The organism is Flavobacterium oncorhynchi (assembly GCF_002217355.1).
Lineage (GTDB): Bacteria > Bacteroidota > Bacteroidia > Flavobacteriales > Flavobacteriaceae > Flavobacterium > Flavobacterium oncorhynchi.
Genome location: NZ_MUHA01000003.1, coordinates 181,425 through 207,486, shown reverse-complemented (window position 1 = coordinate 207,486; position 26,062 = coordinate 181,425). Strand labels below are relative to the sequence as shown.

The window sequence follows — 26,062 nt, the reverse complement described above, 5'->3', positions numbered from 1 at the left end:
AAAATCCTTAAAAAGCAAAAGTAAATGTTTATGTAATTAAAATTTAACGAATTAGCTTGATTAATTATTTTTTTAATTCTTATATTTGCAACCTCAAAAAAATAGTACACCATTATAAAATAAAATAGGAAAGAAAATGACGAAAGCAGATATCGTAGCGAAAATTTCAGAAAAACTAGGTCTTGAAAAAGGAGATGTTCAAGCAACAGTAGAAACGTTCATGGAAGAAGTTAAGACTTCATTAGAAACTGGAGACAATGTTTACCTAAGAGGTTTTGGTAGTTTTATTGTAAAAACCAGAGCTGAAAAGACTGGTAGAAATATCTCTAAAAACACTACAATTAAAATTCCTGCACACAACATCCCTGCGTTTAAACCTGCAAAAGTTTTTGTAGAAGGAGTAAAAACGAACAACGAAGCAAAATAATATTAATTAACATAAATCTGACACAATATGCCAAGTGGTAAAAAAAGAAAGAGACATAAGGTAGCTACTCACAAACGTAAAAAAAGAGCGAGAGCTAACCGTCACAAAAAGAAAAAGTAGTTTTAAACTACTTTTTTCTTTTTAAACGTTCATTGAAATTGAAAATTAGTATCCAGTCATCAGTATTTAGTCTTCAGTCCACTGATTACTTAAAACTGCAAACTGCCAGCTAGTTTTCTCCGGGTTCAATACCTGTTAAAATATTGTTTAATCCATCCTTGTAGAAGTTGATGGTTCTTGGTTTTTGGTTTTTGGTTATTTTTACCAACAACTATCAACAAACAACCGACAACCAATTCACGGATAAAAATTTACAGTGTGAATAAAGAATTAATCATTAGATCGAGTTCTGAAGCCGTAGATTTTGCCTTATTAAAAGATGGAAAACTAATTGAATTACATAAAGAAGAAGAAAAAAGCAACTTTCAGGTTGGTGATATTTTTATTGCCAAAATTCGAAAACCAGTTGCTGGACTTAATGCTGCTTTTGTAAATGTAGGCTTCGAAAAAGATGCCTTTTTACATTATCACGATTTAGGTCCAAATTTAGCTTCTCAACTGAAATTCATAAAACTTGTAAGCGCAGGTAAATTAAAAGATTTCTCCCTAAAAACCTTTCAGTTTGAAAAAGAGATTGACAAAGATGGCATCATTACTGATATTTTAAGTGCCAATCAATCTGTTTTAGTTCAAGTAGTTAAAGAACCTATATCGACCAAAGGCCCAAGAATAAGTGCTGAGCTTTCTCTTGCCGGAAGATTTATCGTTCTAGTTCCTTTTTCTGATCGTGTTTCTATTTCTCAAAAAATAGAAGACAAAAAAGAAAAGGATCGTCTAAAAAAACTTGTTCTATCGATCAAACCTAAAGGATTTGGTGTTATTGTTCGCACAGTAGCCGAAGGCAAAAACGTAGCCGAATTAGAAAAAGATTTGCAGAACCTGCTTGGCAGATGGACTGCAATGTGTAAAAAATTACCAACTGCTCATCATCCATCAAAAGTATTAGGAGAGCTTAACAGAGCTTCTTCGATATTAAGAGATGTATTCAACGATACCTTCAGCGGTATTCAAATAGATGACGAAGAGTTGTACCATCAAACGAAGGAATATCTGCAAGAAATTGCACCTTCAAAACAATCGATTGTTAAGTTTTATCAATCAAATGACACTCCAATTTTTGAGAAATACAATATAGAGAGACAAATCAAAACTTCTTTTGGAAGAACAGTATCTATGAGCAAGGGCGCTTACCTTATCATCGAACATACCGAAGCTCTTCACGTTATTGACGTAAACAGCGGAAACCGTTCGAATAAAGCAACCAATCAAGAAGACACTGCTATGGAAGTAAACATGATTGCTGCAGCAGAAATCGCCAGACAACTTCGTCTGCGAGATATGGGCGGAATCATAGTAGTAGATTTTATCGATATGTCGAATCCTGAAAATAGGAAGGTTTTGTTCGACTTCTTGCGAGAAGAAATGAGCGACGATAAAGCAAAGCATAAAATATTACCGCCAAGTAAATTTGGTTTAGTCCAAATTACAAGACAGCGTGTAAGACCAGAAGTTAACATTAAGACCAGAGAAGAAGATCCTAACAAAGAAAATGGTGAAATTGAAGCACCTATTTTAATTATTGATAAGATCACCTCTGATTTAGAAAGACTTTTAAAAACCCACAATAAAGTTGTGCTTAACACACATCCGTTTGTGGCTGCATACCTCAGCAAAGGTTTTCCATCATTACGTTCAAAATGGTTTTTTGAACATAAGAAATGGGTGAAAATCATACCTCGTGACGCTTACACGTATTTAGAATATCATTTCTACGACAAAAAGGGAAATGTTATTACAGAATAAAATAAAAACCGCCCCGATGCATCGGGGCGGTTTTTTTTATGCCTTTTTTTTCGCCACGAATTACGCAAATGAGCACGAATTAATTTGTGATAATTTGTGTAATTCGTGGCGGATATTTTTAATCAAAAGCAATTTCCAGCTATCCGCTTGTATCTTTTCTTGGCTAAAGAAGCCAGAAAAAGGATGCCGCTTCTATCTGGGCTAGGTATTCGTTTTCATTAGAATATTTCTTTTCACTATTTCATATTAAAGCTCTTTATAACATAAAAAAAACTTAATAGAGCTACTGAATTATTTATATTTAAATATTTTTATGAAAATTTCAATTTTAATACTCTATTATGCCTTTTAGCAGTTTTCATAAATCATATTCAGGAAAATTAGGTATTTATTGTGTACTACTGGCCTTATTTTCTTTCAGTGTAAATGCTCAAAATACCAAATCTGATTTTACGTTTGAGCCTATTTTCTATATAAACTATTCAGTAGCAAACAAAAGCCTTCTCACTGGCGGACTAGAATTTTGTTTGGACTGCAAAAATGAAAACAAACTCTTTCTGGGCGCGGGATATGGTGTCACAAACAGTTACAACGGAAACTATTATGGACTTCCTGATGTACATTTATCCTACAGCAAGGAATTACTTTTTATAAAAACAGGAAGTTCTCATAAAAATGCCTATGCAATAGGCGGATTTACTTTTTTAAATAGATTTGATTTAGGTTTTGGATATTCCCTTCCCTATAATAATGAAAAAACATCTGTATATAAAGGCTTTACTACTTCGCTCACTTTACGTCTAACAAAAAATGAAAAAGCGTACCAAAAGTTTAATATTATACAATAAAATTATTCCCTCACAATTTCAATTTTTCGCCTAATTTCATTTCCTAAAGCATCTACAACTGTAATATAATGTATTCCTGTTGTCGGTGTAATTGGCAGTTCATGAAAGGTTTTTGTTGTGGCTTTGTAAACATCATCAACATACCAAAACAATTCTTTATCTCTTTCAGAATAAGCAACTTTTAAAATTACAGGTTGTACTTTGCTATTAAAATCTTTAGTCAAATATATTTTGCTGTTTGCCTTTGGATAAATAAAATCCATAACTGAGGTTTGAGTTCCCTCGCAGCCTTCTTTAAATGGTGGTAATGGTAAATATTCAATATGCTGGCTTTTATAGTACCAAGCCATAACTGGAGGCAGAACAAACCAATTTTTAGCAATAATATTTTCAACATTTTCACAGCTGCTGTTTACCTGAAACTGTTCTGTTTTATCTAAATGAATAGTTCTGTGATACGGACAAACTTTTGTTGATTTTCCTTTTTTAGAAACCCATTGTTTAATTTTCGGACAATTCTCTTTTGCCAAGTAACCACTTAAACGACAAACCTCAACTTCTGCTAAATCTTTATAAGGAGTATCAAACCATCTTTGCCTTGGTAGTAAATTAAAAACGTCGAATAAAATTGGAGCTGCACTCGTAACTCCTGTTAAGGTTGGCCTTCCTTCTCCAGTAGCATTTCCAACCCAAATTCCAACCACATATCTTGAATTAGTCCCAATGGCCCATGCATCTCTATTACCAAAACTTGTTCCTGTTTTCCATGCAATTTTCAAAGAACTGTCGTAGAACTTCCAAGCTTCGTCTCCTTCAGGTCTATTAACTTCTTCCATTGCATTATACGTTAACCAAATTGATCCTGCACCCAAAATATTCTTTTGATCTGTTTCAGATCCAAAATCGGGCTTAAAATCATTTTTATAATTTAATTCTGTAAACTCATTTGTTCTGTATTGATTTTTATTTTTAGTATAGAAATTCAATGTTGAAGACAGATTTGCATAAGTTCTGCATAAATCCCATAAATTGCTTTCGGCACCGCCTAAAATAAGCGACAAACCATAATGATCAGGAGTTTTATTAATGTTCTTCAGCTTAAATTTTTGAAGTTCTTCGTAAAATTTATTGACTGTAAATTCCTGAAGCATTAAAACTGCTGGAATGTTCAACGAACGCGACAGTGCACGATGCGCCGGAACAGCGCCATCAAATGTTAAATTGAAATTTTGGGGCGTATATCCTGAAATCTGCGTAGGAACATCGGCCACTAAAGTATTGGGTAACAATTCACCATCATCTAACATTGCACCGTACAAAAGTGGTTTTAAAATACTTCCTGTACTTCTAGGAGCATCAATAATATCAACATCTTTTTGATGATCTTTATCTGTTGGAGCATTTCCAACGTAACTCATTACATTTCTATTCTGAACGTCAATTACCAAAATAGCTAGATTGTGAACTTCATTTTGCTTGTACTGATTGTAATAATATCTCGCAATTTGATTTACACGATTTTGCAACGCATAATCAATTGTTGTTTTTACTCTTATTCCTTCTTCATTTTTTGCCACTCTCTGCAATAAATGTGGTGCAATTTGAGGGAGATCATATGGCTTTTGAGGTAAAGGTTCTTCTATAGAAAGTTCATAAGTTTGCTTGTCGATTATACCTTCCTGATGTAATTTTAGTAAAAGTCGGTTTCGTTTATTCAATAATTTTATCTGATTTTTTCCGGGATAAATTAAACTTGGTGCATTTGGTAAAACCGCTAAAACTGCATTTTCAGCCCACGATAATTGATTGGACTGTACTCCAAAATAACGCCAAGAGGCCATTTCTAACCCAACAACATTCCCTCCAAATGGTGCGTGAGCGGCATACATTTCGAGAATTTCATTTTTTGAATATCCTAATTCTAATCTTGTGGCGAGAATAATTTCAATTAATTTTTCAAAGTAAGTTCTGTTCTTCCCTTTTCGGGATAATCTTATAACTTGCTGTGTTAAGGTACTGCCGCCTCTAACGACTTTACCTGCTTTTCTATTTTGTTTAAAAGCATTTATCATCGCTCCAGGATTAAATCCTGGATGTTTGTAGAAATACTCGTCTTCAAAATAAACAATACACTTCTTGAATTTATCCGGAACGCTGTCTTGCGAAGGAAAACGCCATTGTCCGTCACGGGCAATTTTAGCTCCTAATAATTCGCCCTCTTTGCTTTCAATAACGGTTGAATAAGGTTCTTTGAATAAAGTTCGAGGTATCGAAAAATAGTAAATCAGCAAGAGCACAAATGCAATTGCTGATTTTATTTTGTTTCTTTTAATCCAGTTTATAATGCGTTGAAAAAACGCTGTAAGTTTATTTTTCAATACTTGTTTTTTAACTGCAAAGATGCTATCCCGACAGCAATCGGGACGCAAAGTTCGCTAAGTTTTTTTTTTAGCCACAGATTACACTAATTATCACAAATTTTTAAAAATCCTTTTAATCCATATAATCTGCGGCTAATAAATTTTATTTCACAACCTCAACCCAGAATCCTTTTGTTCTAGCTAAGAAAGTATTATCATACATGGCTTCGCATTGTAAACCAGGTAAATAATAATTACCTAAATAGGATGCATTTAATAGAATTCTAAAAACTTTAGTTTCTCTGGCTTTCATTCCAAAATAGAAATTCGTTCTATCGTCTCGTATATCAATATAATCAGCAATGTTGTTTACGGCGTCTCCGTAATCTGTAAAACGGGTGTTTACAATTTCAAATCCTGAAGGCAGAATTTGTGATAACGCTACATTTTGAATACTTTCTCCTCTTTGATTTTTAACCGTAACTTCGGCGATAAACTCAGTTCCTTGGTTGATTCTTGAAACATTGATTACACTTCCTTTTCTGTTTTTGAAAACAATACTTGCCGAAACATCGCTTTGAACAGCATTCTCTTGTCCGATTGGTAATATTCCTGTATTCAATACGCGAACATAAACTGTATTTGCTTTATTATTTTTCAACGTAATACTATTTGCTCCAGAAGTAGCAGAAATACTACGATCTGCAATTGATTTGCTTGTATTTATTGTCTCGCCTTTTCCGTTTTTACTAAACTGAATATTGATTCCTTTTGGACCATTGCTAATTGCAAATTTCGACATCGCGTACAAGCAATAAGCCGTTGTCTGCGTACTCATCCATTGATTGGCTGACATTTCTTTGGCTAATTTTGCCGCCATAGTAAATGCTTTTTGTGTTTGTCCTAGAAGTAACATTGTTTCTAGAGCCATTGCTCTGTTTCTTTCGCTTGAACCATAATAGTAATAACTATATCCATCTGAATCTCCGTCAATGCTTGTTTTCAGGAACAAACTTTGTCCCGCCGATTTTTGTCCTGCTAAAACATATGCTGCTGCTAGACGAAGTTTACTTTCGTTTGAAATGCCTTTAGTTTCTCTAAGTCTGTTCATTGCGGATAAATCAGCATTTCCTGCTAAAGCCAGCGTATACAATCTATAAGCCTGAGCCATATCGTTACCGTATTTCGGTTCAAAACGCCATTGCTTTGCTTCTTTTTGCTGATAAGACAGCCATTTTGATTTGAAATTAATTGGTAGAATATATCCTTTTTTCTCCGCTTCAATCAAGAAATGTCCTGCGTATGAAGTTCCCCAATCATCTGCAATTGTGCCTCCTTGCCAATAAGGTAATCCACCATTTGATAATTGGAAATTTCCTAATCTAGCAATTCCGGCTGCAATATTTTTTTGAATAATCTCTTTCCGTTTCGCGTCAATATCAGCCACATCGCTTAAATACAATTGAGGAAAAACCGAAGAAGTAGTCTGCTCTACACAACCATGTGGATACTGAATTAAAAATTGCATTCTTCCATTCAAATTCATTGATGGCATAGACGAGACTTCTAATCTTGCTTTATTACTTCCGGCAACACCAAATGTTTTCCATGAAATTGTTTTAGTACTATTTGGAGACAAAACAACATCTGTAAAAGTACTTGTAACAGGATTTGGATTCGTCATATCAATTTCAACATCGTAAACTGATTTCTCGCTTCCAGATGTTGCAATAACCTGAACTTTTGCAATTCCAGTTGCAGCACCTACAACTAAATTGAAATAAGCCATCTTTTCGTCTGGCTGAGCAAAACTCAGTTTTTGAACGGCACTTCCCATTACTTTCAATCCGTTGCTTGTTTTTACCTGAATCGAAACATTTTTGATTTTATTTTCAGTTGCAAAAACAGTTACTGGAAGTGTTACTTTTTCTGATGGCGAAATCTTTCTAGGCAGTGAAGCTAAAACCATCAACGGACTCTTAACTTGAGTTGCTTTTTCAACGCTTCCGTAAGCACTTGTATTTGCATCTCCTGCCACAACCATTGTTCTAACAGAACCAATATATTTTGGCAGCTTTAATTCGTGTGATTTTGTTTGTCCTTTTTCCAATTTAAACGGACCATAATACAATACTACTGGTTTAAAACGATTGGCTTTTTTAGCTTTTCCACCTCCTAAATCCTGATCTCCGCCTATACTGAAAATCTGATTTATTTTTCCTCCATATGCTCCAATTACATCATCGTAAATATCCCATGTTTTTACTCCAAGAGCTTCACGAACATAGAAACTATCCCATGCATTTGGTGTTTTAAAACGAGTTAAATCTAAAAGCCCTTCATCGACAACCGCAATGGTATACGTCATTTCTTTACCCGTTTTTTCACTCACTTTTACTGTAAATGGTTGTTCTGGTCTTAAAACATCTGGCATATTAATCGTTGGTGCCAAAATCGTGTTTTTATCCACAACTTCAACAGGAACAATTCCGTACATACGAATTGGCGAATCGTTCTTAGTTGTTGCGTGAGGCTGTAATAAAGTGATATTAAAATAAACATTTGGCGCCATTGCTCCCGTAATAGGAACATCAACTTTTGTTTCACCTTTTTGCGTTTTTGCCCAAATTGTCTGAATCACACGAGATCCGTTTTCAATAGAAATTAAAGCACGCCCGCCTTCACTTGAAGGGAAAGAAATTTGTGCTTTTTCTCCAACGGCATAATTCTTTTTATCAGTAGAAAAAACTAACATGTTGGCTGTTGAAGCATCTCTGTTTCTTGTTTTTCCGGACCATATTGGCCAATCAATATTTACTGTTAAGGCAGTTGCATGCCCGCCGTTTGTATCTTCAACACGAATCAAATAACGCCCCCATTCTTCATCGGTTAAAGCAAATTGAAAACTTCCTTTTCCGCTTGAATCCGTGTCAATTATAATAGATTTATAAGCTGTTGTTGAATTTGATGAATTATAATTCGACAAATTATCGCTTGATGAATCCCACCACCATCTCCAGTCAACTTTATAAATTCTTACTTCAAGATTTCTAACTGCTCTTGGTCTTCCGTTTTCATCAACTGTAACTACTTCAAAACGATTATTCGCTCTAGTTTCAAGCATATTATATCTGTTCAATTCAGGCGATTTTATTCCCACATAGGTTTTGTATGGCGAATAAGTTGTTGACATAACATCGGTACTAAAATCACCGCCTTCTTCATATACTTTTGTGATGAACGAAGCACGTAACATTCCAGGTGCTTGACCTTGTAATCTTGGTTCGATATTTACAGAAGCTTTTCCGCTTTCATTTAATTTTCCAGAGAAAACATTAATTTCTTCCGTACTAAATTGACGAACGATATCATCAAAACTAAATTTTTCATATCCTTTGAACGTGGTGGTTTGCTGCGAAAATTTAGCTTGCATTTCTACATTCAGATTTTTCGCAATTGCGCCGTGAAGCCAAGTCACTTCAAGATTATCTGTATTTGGATAAGATGCCGATAGCGTTTTTCTGCTAAAAGTATTCTTGATTTTTAAACGATTTGGCTTAATCGTTTCAATTTTAATGCTTTTATAAAATTTAGCACCTCCAACACTTACCATTGCTTCCCAATTTCCTGTTGGAGCATCTTGATTTGTCGGCACTATAAAGGCATAATGATTTAAATCGTTTATTTTTTGAACGGTCTGATAAACTGTTTTACCATTTGGATCATTTAATCTGAATTTTATTGGATGCGATTTCGGAAGTTTATTGGCTGCATCATTTAAAATAAAAGACAAATACAAATTATCTCCCGGACGCCACACGCCTCTTTCTCCATAAATAAATCCTTTTAAACCTTTTTGTAAAGTCTCGCCGGCAACATCAAAATTACTTACAGATAATGAAAGCCCGTCGTCAAGCTTTACATAAGTCGATTGATCGCCTAAAGTAACAATCGCAAAATATGCGAATTTATCTAATTGGAAAGATGCAATACCTTCACTGCTTGTTGCCTGTGTACCAATTTTTTGCTGTTGGAAATTATATAAATCAACTCTTGCATTTGAGACTGGCTCTGTTGTAACGATATTATTTACAGCAAATAAATACGACTTGTTTTCACCTCTTTTCGCAATAACTCCTAAATCTGAAGCTAAAATATTAGTCGCAATTCTTGCATTATAATAATACGATCCCGAACAAGGATCCTCACTTTCTCTCCAGTTATAATCATCATAGTAATAATAATCATCATACGAATTACCACTATAATTCACATCATTTTCATCTACTTCCTCCTCTTCTGCTTCATCATCATTTCCATTGGATGATTCGCACTTATAGAGAGAATATTTCTTTTTATATACAAACTCTACTCTATAAATTGCTCCTGGTTCCGGTTTTATTATTTTAGATAAATCTAAAGCATATGTATTCCATTTTGTCAAATTTACAAGTGTGCTTTCTCTTAAATTCAAAGTGGTTTTGGCAATTGGCTGTGCGACTTTTTTGAGGTTTTGCCCGCCGTTTAACTGGTTATATTGAAGAAACTGAAGTATATTGTTTTTGTAAATCTTATATACTTTTACATCAACAGCGCTTAAATTTACTGCTTCGAAATTCAATTTTAAATTATTTGAACTCGGCAAAATTGTTCCGTTTTTAACAAAACGAATACTTGGTTTTATCTGGTCGAAAGAGATTTTTTCAGAATAATTTGATTCTAATTTTTTACCATATTGACTCTCGATTCCTTCAAAAACTTCTAATAATAATTCACCAGTCACAACTTGTTCAGGTTCTTCGTCCGGCACATATTCAACCGCATTATCTGTAACTGCGACTGCTGAATCAACCGCAACAGCTGCTGAATCTACTACCACTGCAGCCGAATCTACTGCAATAACCGCTGATTCTTGTGCAACTACTGCAACCGGTTCTTCTTTTTTAGGTGCATTTTGATTCGTAAAATATACTTTTAATAAATTTCCTTGAGTAGAAAACTTAAGATTATTGGTATTTTGAATTGAAACCAATCCGGCAAAATCTTGACCTTTTTCCAAAGGCTCAGAAAAATTAATTAAAACCGATTGATTGTTCCCATCTGGAACTTCAACTTTTATAACTTTAAATTCATTTATGCTTGTAATAGGAAAATCAATTTGTCCTTTTTGGTCAATATCAAAATCATTTCCATCATATAAAATCTCAACATTAGAAACTTCAGAATGACGCTGAATACTGTCAATTATAAAACGAAATTCTTTCGCAGGACCTGCAGTTTTCTCAAACTTAATTTTAAGATTATTACCTTTTTGTTTCGCTTCAACCAATTTTTGAGCCGTTTCAAGATCAATATTATCTGCCGTTTTCAAAACGCAGTTTAAATACTGATATTCTTTGCTGTACGACTGAATGTCGCCAGTATTTATGGTAAAATCTTGTTTAACCGTTTTAACTGTAAAATTGAATTTGGATAGTTCCTTTTCCTTCTCTTTTGGAATGGCAGTAAGTTTATCTAAGTTTAAAGTAACCTGATATTCTGTTCCAGGTTTTAGTTTTTTCTCTGGAATAAAAGCTAATGTATTGGTCGAAAGTGCCACCACTTTTCCATGAACGTTTGGCGAAATATCAAACAAATCATCATCTAATTCCTGATTGGGTTTCCAATCATTCTTATCAAAAGCCAAAACCACACGAATATCAGAATCCGAAGAAACGATTCCTCCCGTAAAACTGGTTATATAATCTTTAAATAGTGAAAAATCTGAATTGAAATCTGCAGCTGATTTTCTACCGCAAGACTGAAAAATAAAAAACACAAAAAATACGAGACTTAATCCTTTTACTTTCACTTTTATTTAGAATTAATGGTTAGCAAATTAAAAACTAGTAGGATTTACTGTTATAAGCGATAACAGCAAATTACAAATTAAATTGCAATAAAAGTATAATATTTTTTGGTTTTATTAAGAAGAAAATTCTTTATTTTGTTTTTTTAACTTTTGCTGAAGTTTCACAAAAAGAAATCATTAAATTATTAAATTAACGTTTCTAAATTTAAAAAAGAATGCCCAAGAACTCAAACAGATATTCTTCTGAAAATGAATTTATTATTAAAAACAAAAACACAATTATACATCTGCTGCGTGTCATAACATTTTTTATTTTGATCGCTTTTGCAGATTATTATGTTTTACCCGCGTCAAAAGCTAATGATGTAATTACGCATTACACTATAAGAACTTCTGGAAAATCTAAACAAAAAGTTTCTTATCATTATTTTACGCAAAAAGGATTTACTTTCTCTACAGCAAAAGAATTTATTGATGAAAATAATATTACAATTGAAACTTCTTTATTATTTAAATCTGTAACAACCATTAAATCCAAAACAAAAAATTATACGAATCTACTTTCCAGCGGTCTAAGCAGCAATGGAATTCAATTTTATACTTGCCTAATCCTGCTTTTTTCAATCGGAATAAGTATAAAGATATTGCTTTCGAAAAAAGGTTTTTCTGAAAACACATTTTACAATATTGTCTGCTTTAATTCTTTTATGCTCTTTGTCTGTGTTTACACAGGAGGATATTTATTTTAACTACTTACGCCTTTCCAAGAAAAAACGTTTCATTAAATCAGCAGCTTCATTTGCCATTATACCTGAAACTACTGTAGTTTTTGGATGTAGTTTTGTTCCCATTGTTATAAAACCTCTTTGTTCGTCTCGTGCTCCAAAAACAATTTTCGAAATCTGACTCCAATATAAAGCTCCTGCACACATTTGGCAAGGTTCCAGCGTTACATAAAGTGTACAATCTTTTAGGTATTTACCGCCAAGAAAATTGGCAGCAGCGGTTATCGACTGCATTTCGGCATGAGCCGTAACATCATTTAATAATTCTGTTAAATTATGGCTTCTTGCTATTATTTTATCAGCCACAACAATTATTGCTCCAACAGGAATTTCGCCTTTTTCAAAAGCCATTTCAGCTTCCTGCAAAGCTTTTTTCATGAAATATTCGTCGGTAAAGGGATTTATCATAAATGCAAAAATAAGAAGATTCCATTAAAACTCCCCATTCTATATATAGATCTCAAAAAGTAAAATTTAAATTTAAAACCGTAAATTTGCTTTTTTCCATACAATGAAAAGCAATTTACTTTCGAACATATATAATCCTGCTGATTTACGCGCACTTTCTGAGGCACAACTTTTACAAGTTGCACAAGAATTACGTCAATTTATAATTGATGTCGTTTCTGTAAAAGAAGGTCATTTGGGAGCTAGTTTAGGTGTTGTCGAACTTACAATTGCACTTCATTATGTTTTTAATACGCCCGATGATTTGTTGGTTTGGGATGTTGGTCATCAGGCTTACGGACATAAAATCCTGACGGAAAGAAGGGAAATTTTCCATACTAACAGACAAATCGACGGAATATCAGGCTTTCCTAAACGAACAGAAAGTGTTTATGATACTTTTGGTGTTGGACATTCTTCGACTTCAATTTCTGCAGCATTGGGAATGGCGATTGCTTCAAAATTAAAAGGTGATTTCGATAAACAGCATATTGCAGTTATCGGCGATGCTTCTATTGCAAGCGGAATGGCTTTTGAAGGATTAAATCATGCAGGAGTTACTGATGCCAATTTGTTGGTTATTTTAAATGATAATGCAATAGGAATTGATCCAAGTGTTGGGGCTCTTAAAAATTATCTTACTGCTGTAAAAGAAGGAAAAAACCCGAAGAAGAATAACATGATCAAATCTCTAAATTTTGATTATTCAGGGCCAATCGACGGACATGATCTTCCGAATTTAATCAAAGAATTGAGTCGTTTAAAAAGCATAAAGGGGCCAAAATTTCTTCATATTGTAACCACAAAAGGAAAGGGTTTACAGCAAGCTGAAGAAAATCAGGTAAAATATCATGCACCCGGAAAATTTGATGCTTCGACAGGAGAAATCATTTTAAAATCTGAAGAAAATTTACCGCCTAAATTTCAGGACGTTTTTGGTTTAACGATTTTAGATTTAGCTAAAAAGAATGAAAAAATAATTGGAATCACACCTGCAATGCCTTCTGGTAGTTCATTAAAATTTATGATGGACGAATTACCAGAACGTGCTTTTGATGTGGGAATTGCCGAACAGCATGCTGTAACACTTGCAGCTGGGATGGCAACTCAAGGCATGATTGTATATTGCAATATTTATTCGACTTTTTTACAGCGTGCCTATGACCAAGTTATTCATGATGTGGCTTTACAAAATTTACCTGTTATTTTTTGTCTGGACAGAGCAGGTTTAGTTGGCGAAGATGGCGCAACGCATCATGGTGTTTTTGATATAGCGTATCTGCGTTCTATTCCAAACATGATTATTTACGCACCTATCAATGAGATTGCTTTGCAAAACATTTTATATACGGCTCAATTAGGTCTAGAACACCCAATAGCAATTCGATATCCAAGAGGTCGCGGCGTGCTGCCAAATTGGGAAGTAGAAAATTTCGGACATTATGAAAAAATTAAAATCGGGAAAGCAATTTGTTTAAAACAGGGAACAAAAACAGCTGTTTTATCAACTGGAACTATTGGAAATAATGTAATCGAAGCTCTACAACAAAGTACAAATTTAGAAACTATTGCGCATTACGATTTCCCTTTTATAAAACCCTTAGACAATGAGGCTTTACACTCGATATTATCTTCATTTGATAACATAATTACAATAGAAGACGGGGTAAAAAATAGTGGTTTTGGAAGCGCTATTTTAGAGTTTGCAGCCGCAAATAATTTTAAAAACAACATCAATATTTTAGGAATTCCTGATGAGTTTATTGAGCACGGAACAGTAAACCAGTTACAACAATTGTGTAAAATTGACGTTAAAAATTTAATAAATCTTTTTTCTAATGAGCCAAAATAATTATTTTGCGGCACCAAAATATTAAAATAAACCTAATGAAATTAATACGTTCCACTCTTTTTATTCTATTGTTTTTGTGTACAACTAAAAACTCTGCCCAACTAATACAAACAACAATAGATCCTAATAAAGCACCAAAACTGCCTTCAAATTGGGCCAAAAAAAATCAAGTAGGATTTGACATTTCAGAAATTGCATTTGTGAATTGGAGTGCGGGGGGAACAAGTTCTATCTCTGGTTTGTTTAAAGGAGAATTTGGAAGAATTTACCAAAAAGGAAATCATAAATGGGCGAATGAGCTTATTGTAAAATACGGATTAAACAAACAAGACGGAACTGAATTGCGTAAAACAGACGATGCTTTTCAACTAAACTCAACTTACGGATTTAGAAAAGATACTGTTTCAAATTGGTTTTACTCGGCAAAGTTTAATTTTAATACGCAGTTTACCGATGGTTATAACTATCCTAATCGTGATATTGCTATCTCGAAACCTTTTGCACCTGCTTATATATTTCTTGGAGCTGGAGCTGAAAACTCGAATAAGAAGAAAAACAGAACTTTTTACTTCTCTCCTATTACATTAAAAACTACTTTGGTATTAGATCAATATCTTGCAGATCAAGGTTCTTTTGGTGTTAAAAAAGCTGTTTATGCTACTGATCCTCTAGATCCAAATAATAAAATATTAATTGAAAACGGTCAGAAAGTAAAAGCCGAATTTGGTATTCTTATGACAGCCTATATGAAAAACGAAATCTATAAAAACGTTTTCTACGAAAACCGATTAAGTTTATATACCGATTATTTAAACCGATTTGGTAATGTCGATATTGATTATGATACTCGTTTAGACCTTGTTGTAAATGCTTATGTTAAAGCAAATATTGGTGTTCATTTAGTTTATGATGATGACATTAAAACCAAAAAAGATGTAATTGATCCTACTACAGGCGCAAAATCTCAGGTAAACGACGGACCTAGAATGCAATTACGCCAAGTTTTAGGAGTTGGCTTAGTTTATGCTTTTCAATAATAAAAAAACTTAATTCTCAATCATGAGAAAATGAAACACCCCATAAATGATCTTTATGGGGTGCTTTATTTTGAACAATAACATAAAATGCTTCTATTTAATTCTTCTTACGTCCTTGAATAGTTTCATATAATTCTAACGCATTTCCATCTGTTAGTAATGAAACGTAATGACAGATATGCAGTAAACGCTCATACAAATTACCTTTATCTAAATGATGTTTTTCTGGCAGCATTTTCAAGATCAATTTATCGTAGTTTGATGCTGTACCTTCAAATTTATTATTGAAAGCCGTTATAAATTTATCCAGCAAAGTTTGAATAATTTGATAACCCACGATTTCTTTCTCGATTACTTCGCGGCTCTGGTAAATTTTATCAACACTTAACTTGATAATATCATTCATCTGCGCTTTGTATTTACTTTTGTCTGTTAACGCAAAAGGAAAATTTCCTGCTAGAATAGCTTCTTCGTTTTCAACAAATACATCTACAGCATCATTAATCAAAGCTCCAATTGCTAAAGCTCTTAAATAACTAATTCTGTCTTCTTTTGTTTCCAGCAATTTATATTTAGAAACACCAATATTATCTTTTACCAATTTTATAAGATATTCTAAAGCATAATCTTCTGAAACTAAGCCAAGATTTATTCCGTCTTCAAAATCAATAATAGTGTAACAAATATCATCTGCAGCTTCAACTAAATACGCCAAAGGATGTCTTTCAAAACCAATATCACCCTCTTCTTTATTTGCGATCATTCCCATGTCATGGGCAACTTCTTCAAAGAATGACTTATCTGTTTGGAAGAAACCGTATTTTTTATCGGCAATATTACTAGTTGGCTTTTTCGGAAGACTTTCTTTAGGATATTTCATAAAAGCGCCCAAAGTAGCATACGAAATTCTAAGTCCGCCTTCAATTCCTGGACGACTTGCCGTTAATACTGAAAATCCGTTAGCATTTCCTTCAAAATCAATTAAATCCTGCCACTGTTTTGCTGTAAGTTTATCTTTGTACTTTAATCCCTTTCCGCTCGAGAAATACTCTCCAATTGCTTTTTCTCCCGAATGTCCAAAAGGCGGATTTCCAATATCATGAGCCAATGACGCTGCGGCAACAATTGCCCCAAAATCATTCATATGATAACCGTGAATTTCTTTTAAATAAGGATATTTTTCGATGATTTTTTTACCAACCAAACGTCCTAAAGAACGCCCAACAACAGAAACTTCTAAACTATGCGTAAGTCTTGTATGTACGAAATCTGTTTTAGAAAGCGGAATTACTTGTGTTTTATCTTGTAAACTTCTAAAAGCAGCCGAAAAGATAATTCGGTCATAATCGACCTCAAAACCCAATCGCGTGTCATCTTGTTCTACACGTAATCTTTTGCTTGTATCGCCTTGACGTTTTAATGATAAAAGTTGTTCCCAGTTCATTTTGATTTTAGATTGTAGATTAACGATTTTTGATTTTTGATCTAAATTGATGATTTAAGATTTCAAAAATACATTTTATTTTAGGATAATATTGAATAAAAATAGGCTGCCAATTATTTTGATTTAAAAGATTAAATCCTTTGTTTGCCACGAATTTCGCGAATTTCCACGAATTAATTTAAGCTCAATGATTTGTGTTAATTCGTGAAATTCGTGGCAGAAAAACTCTAAAACTCTAATGCAGTACTGTGTTTGATTTCTCCCATAACGAATATACTATTTGTGTTCCCGATGTTTTCAATGGTTGATAATTTATTCATTACAAAATCCTGATAACTAGCCATATCCTGAACTAGAATTTTAAGCATAAAATCATAATCGCCGGCAATGTTATAGCATTCTATAATTTCAGGAAGAGCAACAATATCTTTTACAAAATTGCTTCCCACGTTTTTTGCGTGTTCTTTTAGTCGAACATTACAAAAAACAGTCATGCCGCGATTCATTTTTTTTCTATCAAGCAATGCTACATATTTTGTTATAAATCCGTCTCTTTCCAGTCTTTTTATACGCTCATAAACTGGCGTAACAGTCAGAAATAATTTACTGGCAAGGTCTTTTGTGTTGATATTTGAGTTCTCCTGAAGGTGCTTTAAGATAAGCAAATCGGTTTTGTCTAGATTTTCCATAGTTTTTTTTACGGCTGAAAGTTCGTTTAAAAGATATTCACAGTAATAAAATCTTTAAAAATGTAATTTTAAAACACATTTTACTGAAATAATCATCAAATATAAGTTATAAAATCTAATACAATAAATTTGCTCAGTAAAAAATACTGAAATCAAAATGAAAACAAATAATTTAGGTTATCCAAGAATTGGGAGCAACAGAGAGCTCAAAAAAGCCAGCGAACTGTATTGGGCAGGAAAAATTTCGGCAGACGAACTTATTGATGCGGGAAAAGAAATTCGAATTCAAAACTGGCATTTACAAGCTGAATCCGGAGTTGATTTAATTCCGTCTAATGATTTTTCTTTTTACGATCAGGTTTTAGATTTAACCTTGACAGTTGGAGCAATTCCAGAACGTTACCATGAATTGGCCAAAACAAATTCTTCTTTAGATTTGTATTTTGCAATGGCAAGAGGCGCACAAAAAGACGGTCAGGATGTTGTTGCAATGGAAATGACAAAATGGTTTGACACAAACTATCATTATATTGTTCCTGAGTTTACAAAGAACCAAAAATTCGAATTGTTTTCAGAAAAAGTAATCAACGAATTTAAAGAAGCAAATGCTTTAGGAGTTGCTACAAAACCAGTTTTAATTGGACCTATTTCGTATTTACTTTTAGGAAAAGAAAAAGAAGAAGGTTTTCACCGAATTGATCTTATTGATAAATTACTTCCTGTTTATTTTGAAATTTTCGAAAAGCTTCAAGCAGAGAATGCGGCATATATTCAGCTTGACGAACCTTTCTTAGCTTTAAATTTAACTGATAAAGAAAGAAACACTTTCACAAAAGTGTATAACGAAATCAATACTCGTTTTCCAAAACTTAAAATCATTTTAGCGAATTATTTTGACTGTTTTGGCGAAAATTTAGAAACGGCTTTGGCTTTACCAGTTGATACTTTCCATTTAGATTTAGTTCGCTGTCCGCTGCAATTAGGGGATATTTTAGAATCTGGAAAATTAAATCCAAACGTAAATCTTTCCTTAGGAGTTGTTGACGGAAGAAATATTTGGAAAAACGACTTCAAAAAATCATTAGAATTAATCAAAAAAGCAACTGATGCCTTAGGCGAAAATAGAATTTTAGTAGCGCCGTCTTGTTCTTTAATTCACAGTCCGTGCGATTTAGATCTAGAAACAAACGATCAAACTCTTACGCCAGAAATTAAACAATGGCTGGCTTTTGCAAAACAAAAAATCAACGAAATTGTACTTTTAAAACAATTTGCTTCAAACGAAGTTGATACTAAAAATTCAATTGATTTTGGGCAAAATGTAATTGCAAACGAAAATCGTAAAACTTCAAAATTAATTCACAATACTGAAGTTAAAAACCGTGTTGCCGGAATTACAGCTTCAGATGATAAACGTAAAAGTATTTTTGCTGCAAGAAGAAAAAGTCAGATTGAAGCTTTAAATCTGCCATTATTTCCAACAACCACAATTGGATCTTTCCCTCAGACAGCTGAAGTAAGAAGCTGGAGAGCAAAATTCAAAAAAGGAGAATTAACGACTGAACAATACAACGATTTAATCGAAAAGGAAACTGAAGCTACAATTCGTTTTCAGGAAGAAACTGGAATTGATGTTCTGGTTCACGGAGAATTCGAGCGCAACGATATGGTGGAATATTTTGGAGAACAATTAGCTGGATTTACGTTTACCAAAAATGGCTGGGTTCAAAGTTACGGAAGCCGCTGCGTAAAACCGCCAGTTATTTATGGTGACGTTTCAAGACCAACTCCTATGACGGTAAAATGGTCGAAATATGCGCAGTCCTTAACTTCAAAATGGGTAAAAGGAATGCTTACAGGTCCTGTAACAATTTTACAATGGTCTTTTGTTCGTAACGATCAGCCTCGTTCTGAAACATGTACACAAATCGCATTAGCAATTCGTGATGAAGTTGTGGATTTAGAGAAAGCAGGAATCAAAATTATCCAAATCGATGAACCTGCAATTCGAGAAGGCTTGCCTTTAAGAAAAGAAGAATGGGCTAACTATTTAGATTGGGCTGTAAAAGCATTTAGAATTTCGGCAAGCGGTGTAAACGATGATACGCAAATTCACACACATATGTGTTACAGCGAATTCAACGACATTATTCAGAACATTGCTGATATGGATGCCGATGTTATTACAATTGAATGTTCTCGTTCGCAAATGGAACTTTTAGATGCTTTTGCCAACTTTAAATATCCAAACGAAATTGGACCTGGAGTTTACGATATTCATTCGCCTCGCGTTCCTTCAAGCACAGAAATGGTTCGTTTGTTAGAAAAAGCTTCAGCTGTAATTCCAGTAGATCAGCTTTGGGTAAATCCAGATTGCGGTTTAAAAACTCGTCATTGGGATGAAACTAAAAAAGCTTTGATCGAAATGGTTGCTGCTGCTCAGGAAATGAGAGCTGCTGTTGAAAATCCTGTTGTGTAATAGTTTTACCTAGAATATATTTTTGTTTTTTATGCCAGCAAGTGAGGCCGAATTTAGTTATGATTCGTTTCGGTTTCACTATTGCCGGCATTTATATTTAAACAAAAAAGCATCCGCCGCTGCGGATGCTTTTCTCGAAATTGAATATATATTTCAGATTAGAAATTCTTTGAAATTCCAACAGAAAATGCTTTTCCGAAAGTGAAATTGAAGTTTTTAACATTGTCTCCATTTCCATTATTTCCGTCATAATTTAAAGTATTGTACCCTAAACCTCCAATATTGAAGTTTAATCCAAATCCTTTATTAACATTAATGAAAATTGCCGGCGTAACTCCAACATAAAAACCGTCACCTTCATTTATTGTTGATAATGGTCCAACAGTGTTTGTTGTTTTTCTGCTTTGGTATCCAACTCCTAAATCAGCATAAGCAGAGAAAGTTTGGTTTAATGGTTTTGAGTAACGTAAAAAACCTCCTAAAGAGAAATTATTTAATTTGCTCTCTGTATTATTACTAAACTCTCTTTTAGCAGTACCAACGCCAGCTTCGATACCCGCTGTCCAGTTTTGGTGAAATTGATATCCTACTTTAGGCGAAAAAGTAAAAGAATTAGTTTTGTCTTCTGATCCAGAATTTGAAACGTTTTGAGAATTGTACTCAATACTTCCCATTACTAAAATGGATCCTTTTTTTTGTGCAGTTGCAAAAGTGCAGACAGCCAAAGCGGCTATCACTAAAAATTTTTTCATGATTTGGGTTTATTTTAATTTAGCATTGCTTTAACAACAACAATGCCGTGAATCTATTGGGTTTTATTTATTTTATGGTTTCTTTAAAAGACAAATTTTAGCAATCAAGATTATTTCTGTTTACTTTTGTAGCAAATAAAAAGTCTATGTCGATCGAAGTTAACAACATATCAAAAAGTTACGGAACTCAAAAAGCACTGAACGAAATTTCATTCTCTATTCAAAAAGGAGAAATCGTTGGTTTTCTTGGCCCAAATGGTGCAGGAAAATCTACTTTAATGAAAATTTTGACTACGTATTTACTTGCCGACGACGGCTCAGCCCTTGTAAACAGTCACGATGTCATGACGAATGCAAAAGCGGTTCAGCGTTCCATAGGATATTTACCAGAACACAATCCGTTGTATTTAGATTTGTATGTTCGTGAGTATTTGGCTTTTAATGCCGATGTTTATCAGGTTCCAAAATCAAGAATCGAAGAAGTAATTCAACTGACAGGACTGTCAACCGAAAGCCATAAAAAAATAGGACAATTATCAAAAGGATACCGCCAGCGTGTGGGACTTGCCAATGCTTTACTGCATAATCCTGATGTTTTAATTTTAGATGAACCAACTACTGGTCTAGATCCTAACCAGTTAATGGAAATACGAAATGTAATCAAAAATGTTGGTAAAGATAAAACTGTTTTTTTATCAACTCATATCATGCAGGAGGTTGAAGCTATTTGCGATCGTGTCATAATTATTGACAAAGGAAATATTGTTGCTGACAACAAATTAGATCATTTGGTTACTGCAAATAAAGAGCAAGTTATTGAGGTTGAGTTTGATTATCAGGTTGAAGAGCAGCTTTTAGCAAGACTTGAAAATATTGCTTCTTATAAAAATACGCATGACATGACGTGGGAACTTACTTTTGTTACTGAAAAAGATATGCGTCCTGCCATTTTTGATTTTGCCAATGAAAACGGCTTAAAAACACTGCAATTGAATCAAAAAAATAAAAATTTAGAAGCTGTATTTAGAGAAATTACCAAGTAGTTTTCAATCTCGGATTTCAGTTTCAGCTTATCCAACAAAACCAGTTTATTCTTTTACAGAATAAACTGGTTTTTTGTTTTATTAAATCTACAAAAAAACAATAAAGCTGCTCTAATTCCATTATTTACGTGTTCTGAAGTGCAAAAACAACATTGAAACCTAATTCATCTTCTCTCGTTATCAATGGTTTACAATTAAAAGCATCAAATTTGAATTATTTTTATTTAGACTTGATATAAATAGTGTTATATTTGCAGGATCAATCTCAATAATACTGCACAAATGCCACATTTATTTCACTTCATAATGTCTCTTTTTTATTCCTTTTATAATTATGTTGAACGCTTCACGAAGCTACTTTCAGATAAAATCGAACAAATCGTTTTACATTAAAAAAACAACTCATTTATAAAAGCACAAAACGACATGAAGAACATTTTAACCTCTATTATGCTCGCGTTTTCAGTATACTCCTATTCACAGACAGAAAAAGAAAAAGACAGTCTGGTTGAAACATCTATCAATGTTTTAGATGAAATTGTAATTACAAAAAAGAAAGTTTTATATACTCAAAAATCAGATCGTCTGGTTTTTAATGTTGAAAACAGCATTGTATCTGAAGGCGGTACAGCACTGGACGTTTTATCTCGCGCTCCTGGAGTAGTAGTTTCTCAGGACGGCGATTTATCTATTCGAGGACAACAGGGTGTTGCCGTTATGATTAATGGTAAACTAACACAGCTTTCTCAAAAAGAATTGGCTAATTATTTAAAATCAACCACTTCTTCAAATATTAAACAAATTGAAGTTATAACGAATCCTTCTTCTAAATATGATGCAGCCGGAAAAGCCGGAATTATAAATATTATTCTAAAAAAACCAAGTACTTCGGGGATAAAAGGAACTGCGTTTGCGAGCTATGGCCGTGGACGAAAAAACAGAACTAATTCTGGGGTTAACTTAAGTTATAATAAGAACAAATTTGGCGTTTATGGTAATTACAGTTACACTTTTAGAGGTGAAGAGGAACGCAAGGAATTTAATCAAACGCAATATACAGACATAACGCGTCAGCAAATTGATACTAAAAATCATCAAACCTCAACCACAGACGAACCGCTTACTTCAAATAACTTTAAAATTGGAACTACTTATGAAGTTTCTCCTAAAACGAATTTAGAGTTTTATGTTGATGCTAAATTGGGGCGTTATGAAAATATGGCCAACGGTCGAAACTCTTTGAGTAATGCCCAAAATCAACTGCTTTTTGATGCTTCAACATACAATGACAGTAAAGAAAAATGGAATGATTACACCTATGCGTTCTCTGGAGTTCATAAGTTTAATACGGAAGGAAAAAATATGTCTTTTGACTTTGAATATGAAACTTCAAAATTTAGATCAAATCAATTTCAGAGTGCACAAAATATAGATCCTTCAAACCCAGCCAATATTAACGATCGAAGAGGTTTTATTCCGTCACAATTAAAAGTTTTTACAGGAAAAGTAGATTTTACTAATCCATTAAAAGAGAAACAATCTATTGAATGGGGTTTTAAAGCGAGCTTAAAAAACAATGATAATCCATCGGTTTATGAATATAATGACAATAACCAATGGATAATTGATCTTAACTCAACCAATCATTTTGAGTACAAAGAACAAATTTATGCTGCGTACGCCAATTATAAACATCAAATTGGAGATTTAAATATTCAAGGCGGTTTACGTTCTGAATATACGGCAATCAATATTTTGCAAAGAACTTTAAACGAGGAGCACAAAGACGATTATTTAAAATGGTTTCCGAGTCTTTCTTTAAAATATGAACTTACAAGCAATCATTCTATTCATGCTTCTTATAGTAAAAGAATAAACAGGCCGAGCCAATTTGACTTGAATCCGTTTCGTTTTTATGATGATTCGTTCAACTATTCTCAAGGAAATCCAAATCTAGTTCCTGAAATTACACATGCCGCCGAAATTGGATATGCTTGGAAAAGCAATTTCATGTCTTCGTTGTATTTCAACAGCACTAAGGATGTTTTTACGGAAGTTTATACTTATGATCCGAGTACTAACACAACGGTTACTTCTCAGATAAATGTATCAAAATCTTACAATTATGGGGCAAACATTACTCATACAGCCGAACTTTACAAGTTTTGGTCTATAAACACTCTTTTTAATATTTTCGAAAATAGATTTATGGGCAACATTGTAAACTCTGATACGATTGATCCAATTGTTACGCTAAACTTAAGTGTACAGAATTCATTCAAAATAACTGAAAGTCTTAAAGCTGAAGCTAACGCTCAGTATCAATCAAAATCGAACCTTGGCGTTTATCAGCGTGATGGCTTTTTTGATTTCAGCATTGGGATTTCAAAGCAGGTTTTAGCAAACAAAGGCAGTATAAAACTAAATGTTACTGATATTTTTAATACTAACAATTTTTACATTAACTCAACAGTTGGACAAACTGCTATTAATAAACGATACGATCTAGATAACCGCATTGCGACATTATCTTTTACTTATAGAATTTAAGATCCCTTGAATTTGTTTTTGTTTTTTATTTTTTTTTGAATGAGAGGAGCCTGCTAAAAGCAGGCTCTTTTTGTTTTTAAGGATATTATGCAAAAGCAGTAAACAATCACACCTTTATAAAGCCGAACGAAGTCGAAGAGAGAGTTATGAGGCTGAGCGAAGTCGAAGCTCACGTATGCTAAATCACTTTGCGGGGCTTCTACTTCGCTCAGCCTCATAATATGATTGTTTATTTTCTTTATTTAAAAACAAAAAAAAGTCTCTTGCAGAATATTATTTCTTGCAAAAGACTTTCAACCAACTAACCAAACAAATAGAAACTTAAAAAGTATTCAATGTTATTTTTTTTGCTTTTTCTTTCTTCCCCACCAGATGTAAAAACCTGTAATAGGAAGACTTGCACATATTAAACTTGCTGTAAAATAAATAATCTTTGTAGTCAATCCGCCTATTGCGCCAATATGCAGACTGTAATTTGATCTCATTAACCAATCTGAGAAACGTTCGTCACTAATATATTTTTCAGATTTTGGAAGTAGTTCTAATGTTTTTGAATCAAAATATAAATCTCTCCAAATTCCTTTATACATATCTGTGCAAGCATAATAATCGTCTTTTGGTTCATCCGGAAAATGAATGATAACAGCTTCTTTATTTTCCTTAGCAATTTCCGTTCGTACCTTTTTCCAGATAAAATCGGCTCCAGCCAGTTTATCGATTTGCTGTTTAGAAATGGTATCATTTTTAACCGAAACAATTTGTTCTTTTTTGTCCTTTTCATCAGCCCAGCCGCCGCTTATCCAATAGGTGCTTTCGCGCAGCCAGTGAAAACTCATTAATAATCCTGTAAAAGAAATCAGTAAAGCTAAAATGATGACATAAAATCCCATAACGTTATGCAAATCATAATTTAGACGTTTGAGTTTGGCGCTCCATTTTATTTTAAAACTGTTGTTAACCGTTGTTTTATTCCATTTTTTTGGAAACCAAAGTATAAGTCCGCTTATCAATAAAAAGAAAAAAATGAAAGTTGCCCAAGCTGTTATCTGTGCTCCTATTTCACGCTCTAACCAAAGATTTCGATGCCCTTCGTCGATAATATGAAAAAAATCTTCGTGATCGACCATTCCGGTAATTTTACCGTTATACGGATTTACATAAATCAACGAATCTGATTCAATATCAACTTTAACTGATTTATCTAAACCATTATACCACACTCCATGAATTTCTTTATTTGGCAATACTTTTTGAACTGCGGCGTAAATTTTTGAAGGCGGCAGCAGTTTTTCCGGGCTTTGCGCTTCAACATTTAAGTATGGTGAAGTCAACTCTTTTATTTCGTGTTCAAAAACTAGAATGCAGCCTGTAATTGCCATTATGAACACAATTATTCCTGAAGCAAGACCCAGCCATAAATGCAGCCAGGCATTAATTTTACTAAAACGTGATTTTCCTTTATTGGGCGGTTTACCCGTTCGGCTTTTAATAGCAGTCATTGAAATTATAATTTAATAAAAAGAAAAAAATGGCTTGAGCATCTTTTAAGATACTTCAAGCCATCTATAATAGATT

The 26,062-nt window shown here is 33.5% G+C and carries 16 protein-coding genes; 9 read left to right on the top strand and 7 right to left on the bottom strand.

Annotated elements, in window-relative coordinates:
• Positions 1-136: 136 nt before the first annotated feature.
• From B0A75_RS01985 to B0A75_RS01975, 3 genes are all read left to right on the top strand, one after another.
• Positions 137-427 carry an HU family DNA-binding protein gene (locus B0A75_RS01985; protein WP_007805026.1) on the top strand — a complete coding sequence of 97 codons (291 nt, stop codon included), beginning with the start codon at positions 137-139 and terminating at the stop codon, positions 425-427.
• Between the two features lie 378 nt (positions 428-805).
• A complete protein-coding gene (locus B0A75_RS01980) occupies positions 806-2,350 on the top strand; it encodes an Rne/Rng family ribonuclease (RefSeq protein WP_089052725.1) in 1,545 nt (514 codons plus the stop codon).
• 341 nt (positions 2,351-2,691) lie between these two features.
• The gene (locus tag B0A75_RS01975; RefSeq protein WP_089052615.1) at positions 2,692-3,198 is read left to right on the top strand and encodes a hypothetical protein; all 507 of its coding nucleotides are present in this window, start codon (positions 2,692-2,694) and stop codon (positions 3,196-3,198) included.
• Positions 3,199-3,200: 2 nt separating this feature from the next.
• On the opposite strand, the gene pbpC is transcribed toward B0A75_RS01975, so the two are convergent.
• Both pbpC and B0A75_RS01965 read right to left on the bottom strand, forming a co-directional pair.
• Positions 3,201-5,576, bottom strand: coding sequence for a penicillin-binding protein 1C (gene pbpC / locus B0A75_RS01970; RefSeq protein WP_089052614.1), 2,376 nt, complete (start codon positions 5,574-5,576; stop codon positions 3,201-3,203).
• Positions 5,577-5,721: 145 nt separating this feature from the next.
• Positions 5,722-11,409 carry an alpha-2-macroglobulin family protein gene (locus B0A75_RS01965; protein ID WP_089052613.1) on the bottom strand — a complete coding sequence of 1,896 codons (5,688 nt, stop codon included), beginning with the start codon at positions 11,407-11,409 and terminating at the stop codon, positions 5,722-5,724.
• Between the two features lie 215 nt (positions 11,410-11,624).
• Between B0A75_RS01965 and B0A75_RS01960 the strand changes: the two genes are divergently transcribed.
• Positions 11,625-12,158: a hypothetical protein gene (locus B0A75_RS01960; protein ID WP_089052612.1), complete on the top strand. Its 534-nt coding sequence runs from the start codon at positions 11,625-11,627 to the stop codon at positions 12,156-12,158.
• Here the strand turns inward: B0A75_RS01960 and B0A75_RS01955 are convergent, their stop codons facing one another.
• On the bottom strand, positions 12,159-12,602 hold the full coding sequence (locus tag B0A75_RS01955; protein WP_089052611.1) for a nucleoside deaminase: 444 nt from the start codon (positions 12,600-12,602) through the stop codon (positions 12,159-12,161).
• 103 nt (positions 12,603-12,705) lie between these two features.
• On the opposite strand from B0A75_RS01955, the gene B0A75_RS01950 reads away from it, so the two are divergent.
• Together B0A75_RS01950 and B0A75_RS01945 are read left to right on the top strand one after the other, a co-directional pair.
• Positions 12,706-14,493, top strand: a complete 1,788-nt coding sequence (locus B0A75_RS01950; RefSeq protein ID WP_089052610.1) for a 1-deoxy-D-xylulose-5-phosphate synthase — start codon at positions 12,706-12,708, stop codon at positions 14,491-14,493.
• 35 nt (positions 14,494-14,528) lie between these two features.
• The gene (locus tag B0A75_RS01945) at positions 14,529-15,530 is read left to right on the top strand and encodes a DUF3078 domain-containing protein (RefSeq protein ID WP_089052609.1); all 1,002 of its coding nucleotides are present in this window, start codon (positions 14,529-14,531) and stop codon (positions 15,528-15,530) included.
• Between the two features lie 97 nt (positions 15,531-15,627).
• Here the strand turns inward: B0A75_RS01945 and B0A75_RS01940 are convergent, their stop codons facing one another.
• Complete coding sequence (locus B0A75_RS01940) at positions 15,628-16,974, bottom strand: deoxyguanosinetriphosphate triphosphohydrolase (RefSeq protein WP_089052608.1); 1,347 nt, start codon at positions 16,972-16,974, stop codon at positions 15,628-15,630.
• A 227-nt stretch (positions 16,975-17,201) separates the two neighbouring features.
• On the bottom strand, positions 17,202-17,663 hold the full coding sequence (locus tag B0A75_RS01935) for an Lrp/AsnC family transcriptional regulator (protein ID WP_029271860.1): 462 nt from the start codon (positions 17,661-17,663) through the stop codon (positions 17,202-17,204).
• Positions 17,664-17,820: 157 nt separating this feature from the next.
• Between B0A75_RS01935 and metE the strand changes: the two genes are divergently transcribed.
• Positions 17,821-20,142, top strand: coding sequence for a 5-methyltetrahydropteroyltriglutamate--homocysteine S-methyltransferase (gene metE, locus B0A75_RS01930; protein ID WP_089052607.1), 2,322 nt, complete (start codon positions 17,821-17,823; stop codon positions 20,140-20,142).
• A gap of 158 nt (positions 20,143-20,300) precedes the next feature.
• On the opposite strand, the gene B0A75_RS01925 is transcribed toward metE, so the two are convergent.
• Positions 20,301-20,894, bottom strand: coding sequence for an outer membrane beta-barrel protein (locus B0A75_RS01925; RefSeq protein ID WP_089052606.1), 594 nt, complete (start codon positions 20,892-20,894; stop codon positions 20,301-20,303).
• A 146-nt stretch (positions 20,895-21,040) separates the two neighbouring features.
• On the opposite strand from B0A75_RS01925, the gene gldA reads away from it, so the two are divergent.
• Both gldA and B0A75_RS01915 read left to right on the top strand, forming a co-directional pair.
• Positions 21,041-21,937 (top strand): gliding motility-associated ABC transporter ATP-binding subunit GldA, encoded by an 897-nt coding sequence (gldA, locus tag B0A75_RS01920; RefSeq protein ID WP_089052605.1) that lies wholly within the window; start codon positions 21,041-21,043, stop codon positions 21,935-21,937.
• A gap of 426 nt (positions 21,938-22,363) precedes the next feature.
• Positions 22,364-24,487 carry a TonB-dependent receptor domain-containing protein gene (locus tag B0A75_RS01915; RefSeq protein ID WP_089052604.1) on the top strand — a complete coding sequence of 708 codons (2,124 nt, stop codon included), beginning with the start codon at positions 22,364-22,366 and terminating at the stop codon, positions 24,485-24,487.
• 338 nt (positions 24,488-24,825) lie between these two features.
• On the opposite strand, the gene B0A75_RS01910 is transcribed toward B0A75_RS01915, so the two are convergent.
• Positions 24,826-25,986 (bottom strand): PepSY-associated TM helix domain-containing protein, encoded by a 1,161-nt coding sequence (locus tag B0A75_RS01910; RefSeq protein WP_089052603.1) that lies wholly within the window; start codon positions 25,984-25,986, stop codon positions 24,826-24,828.
• Positions 25,987-26,062 lie beyond the last annotated feature (76 nt).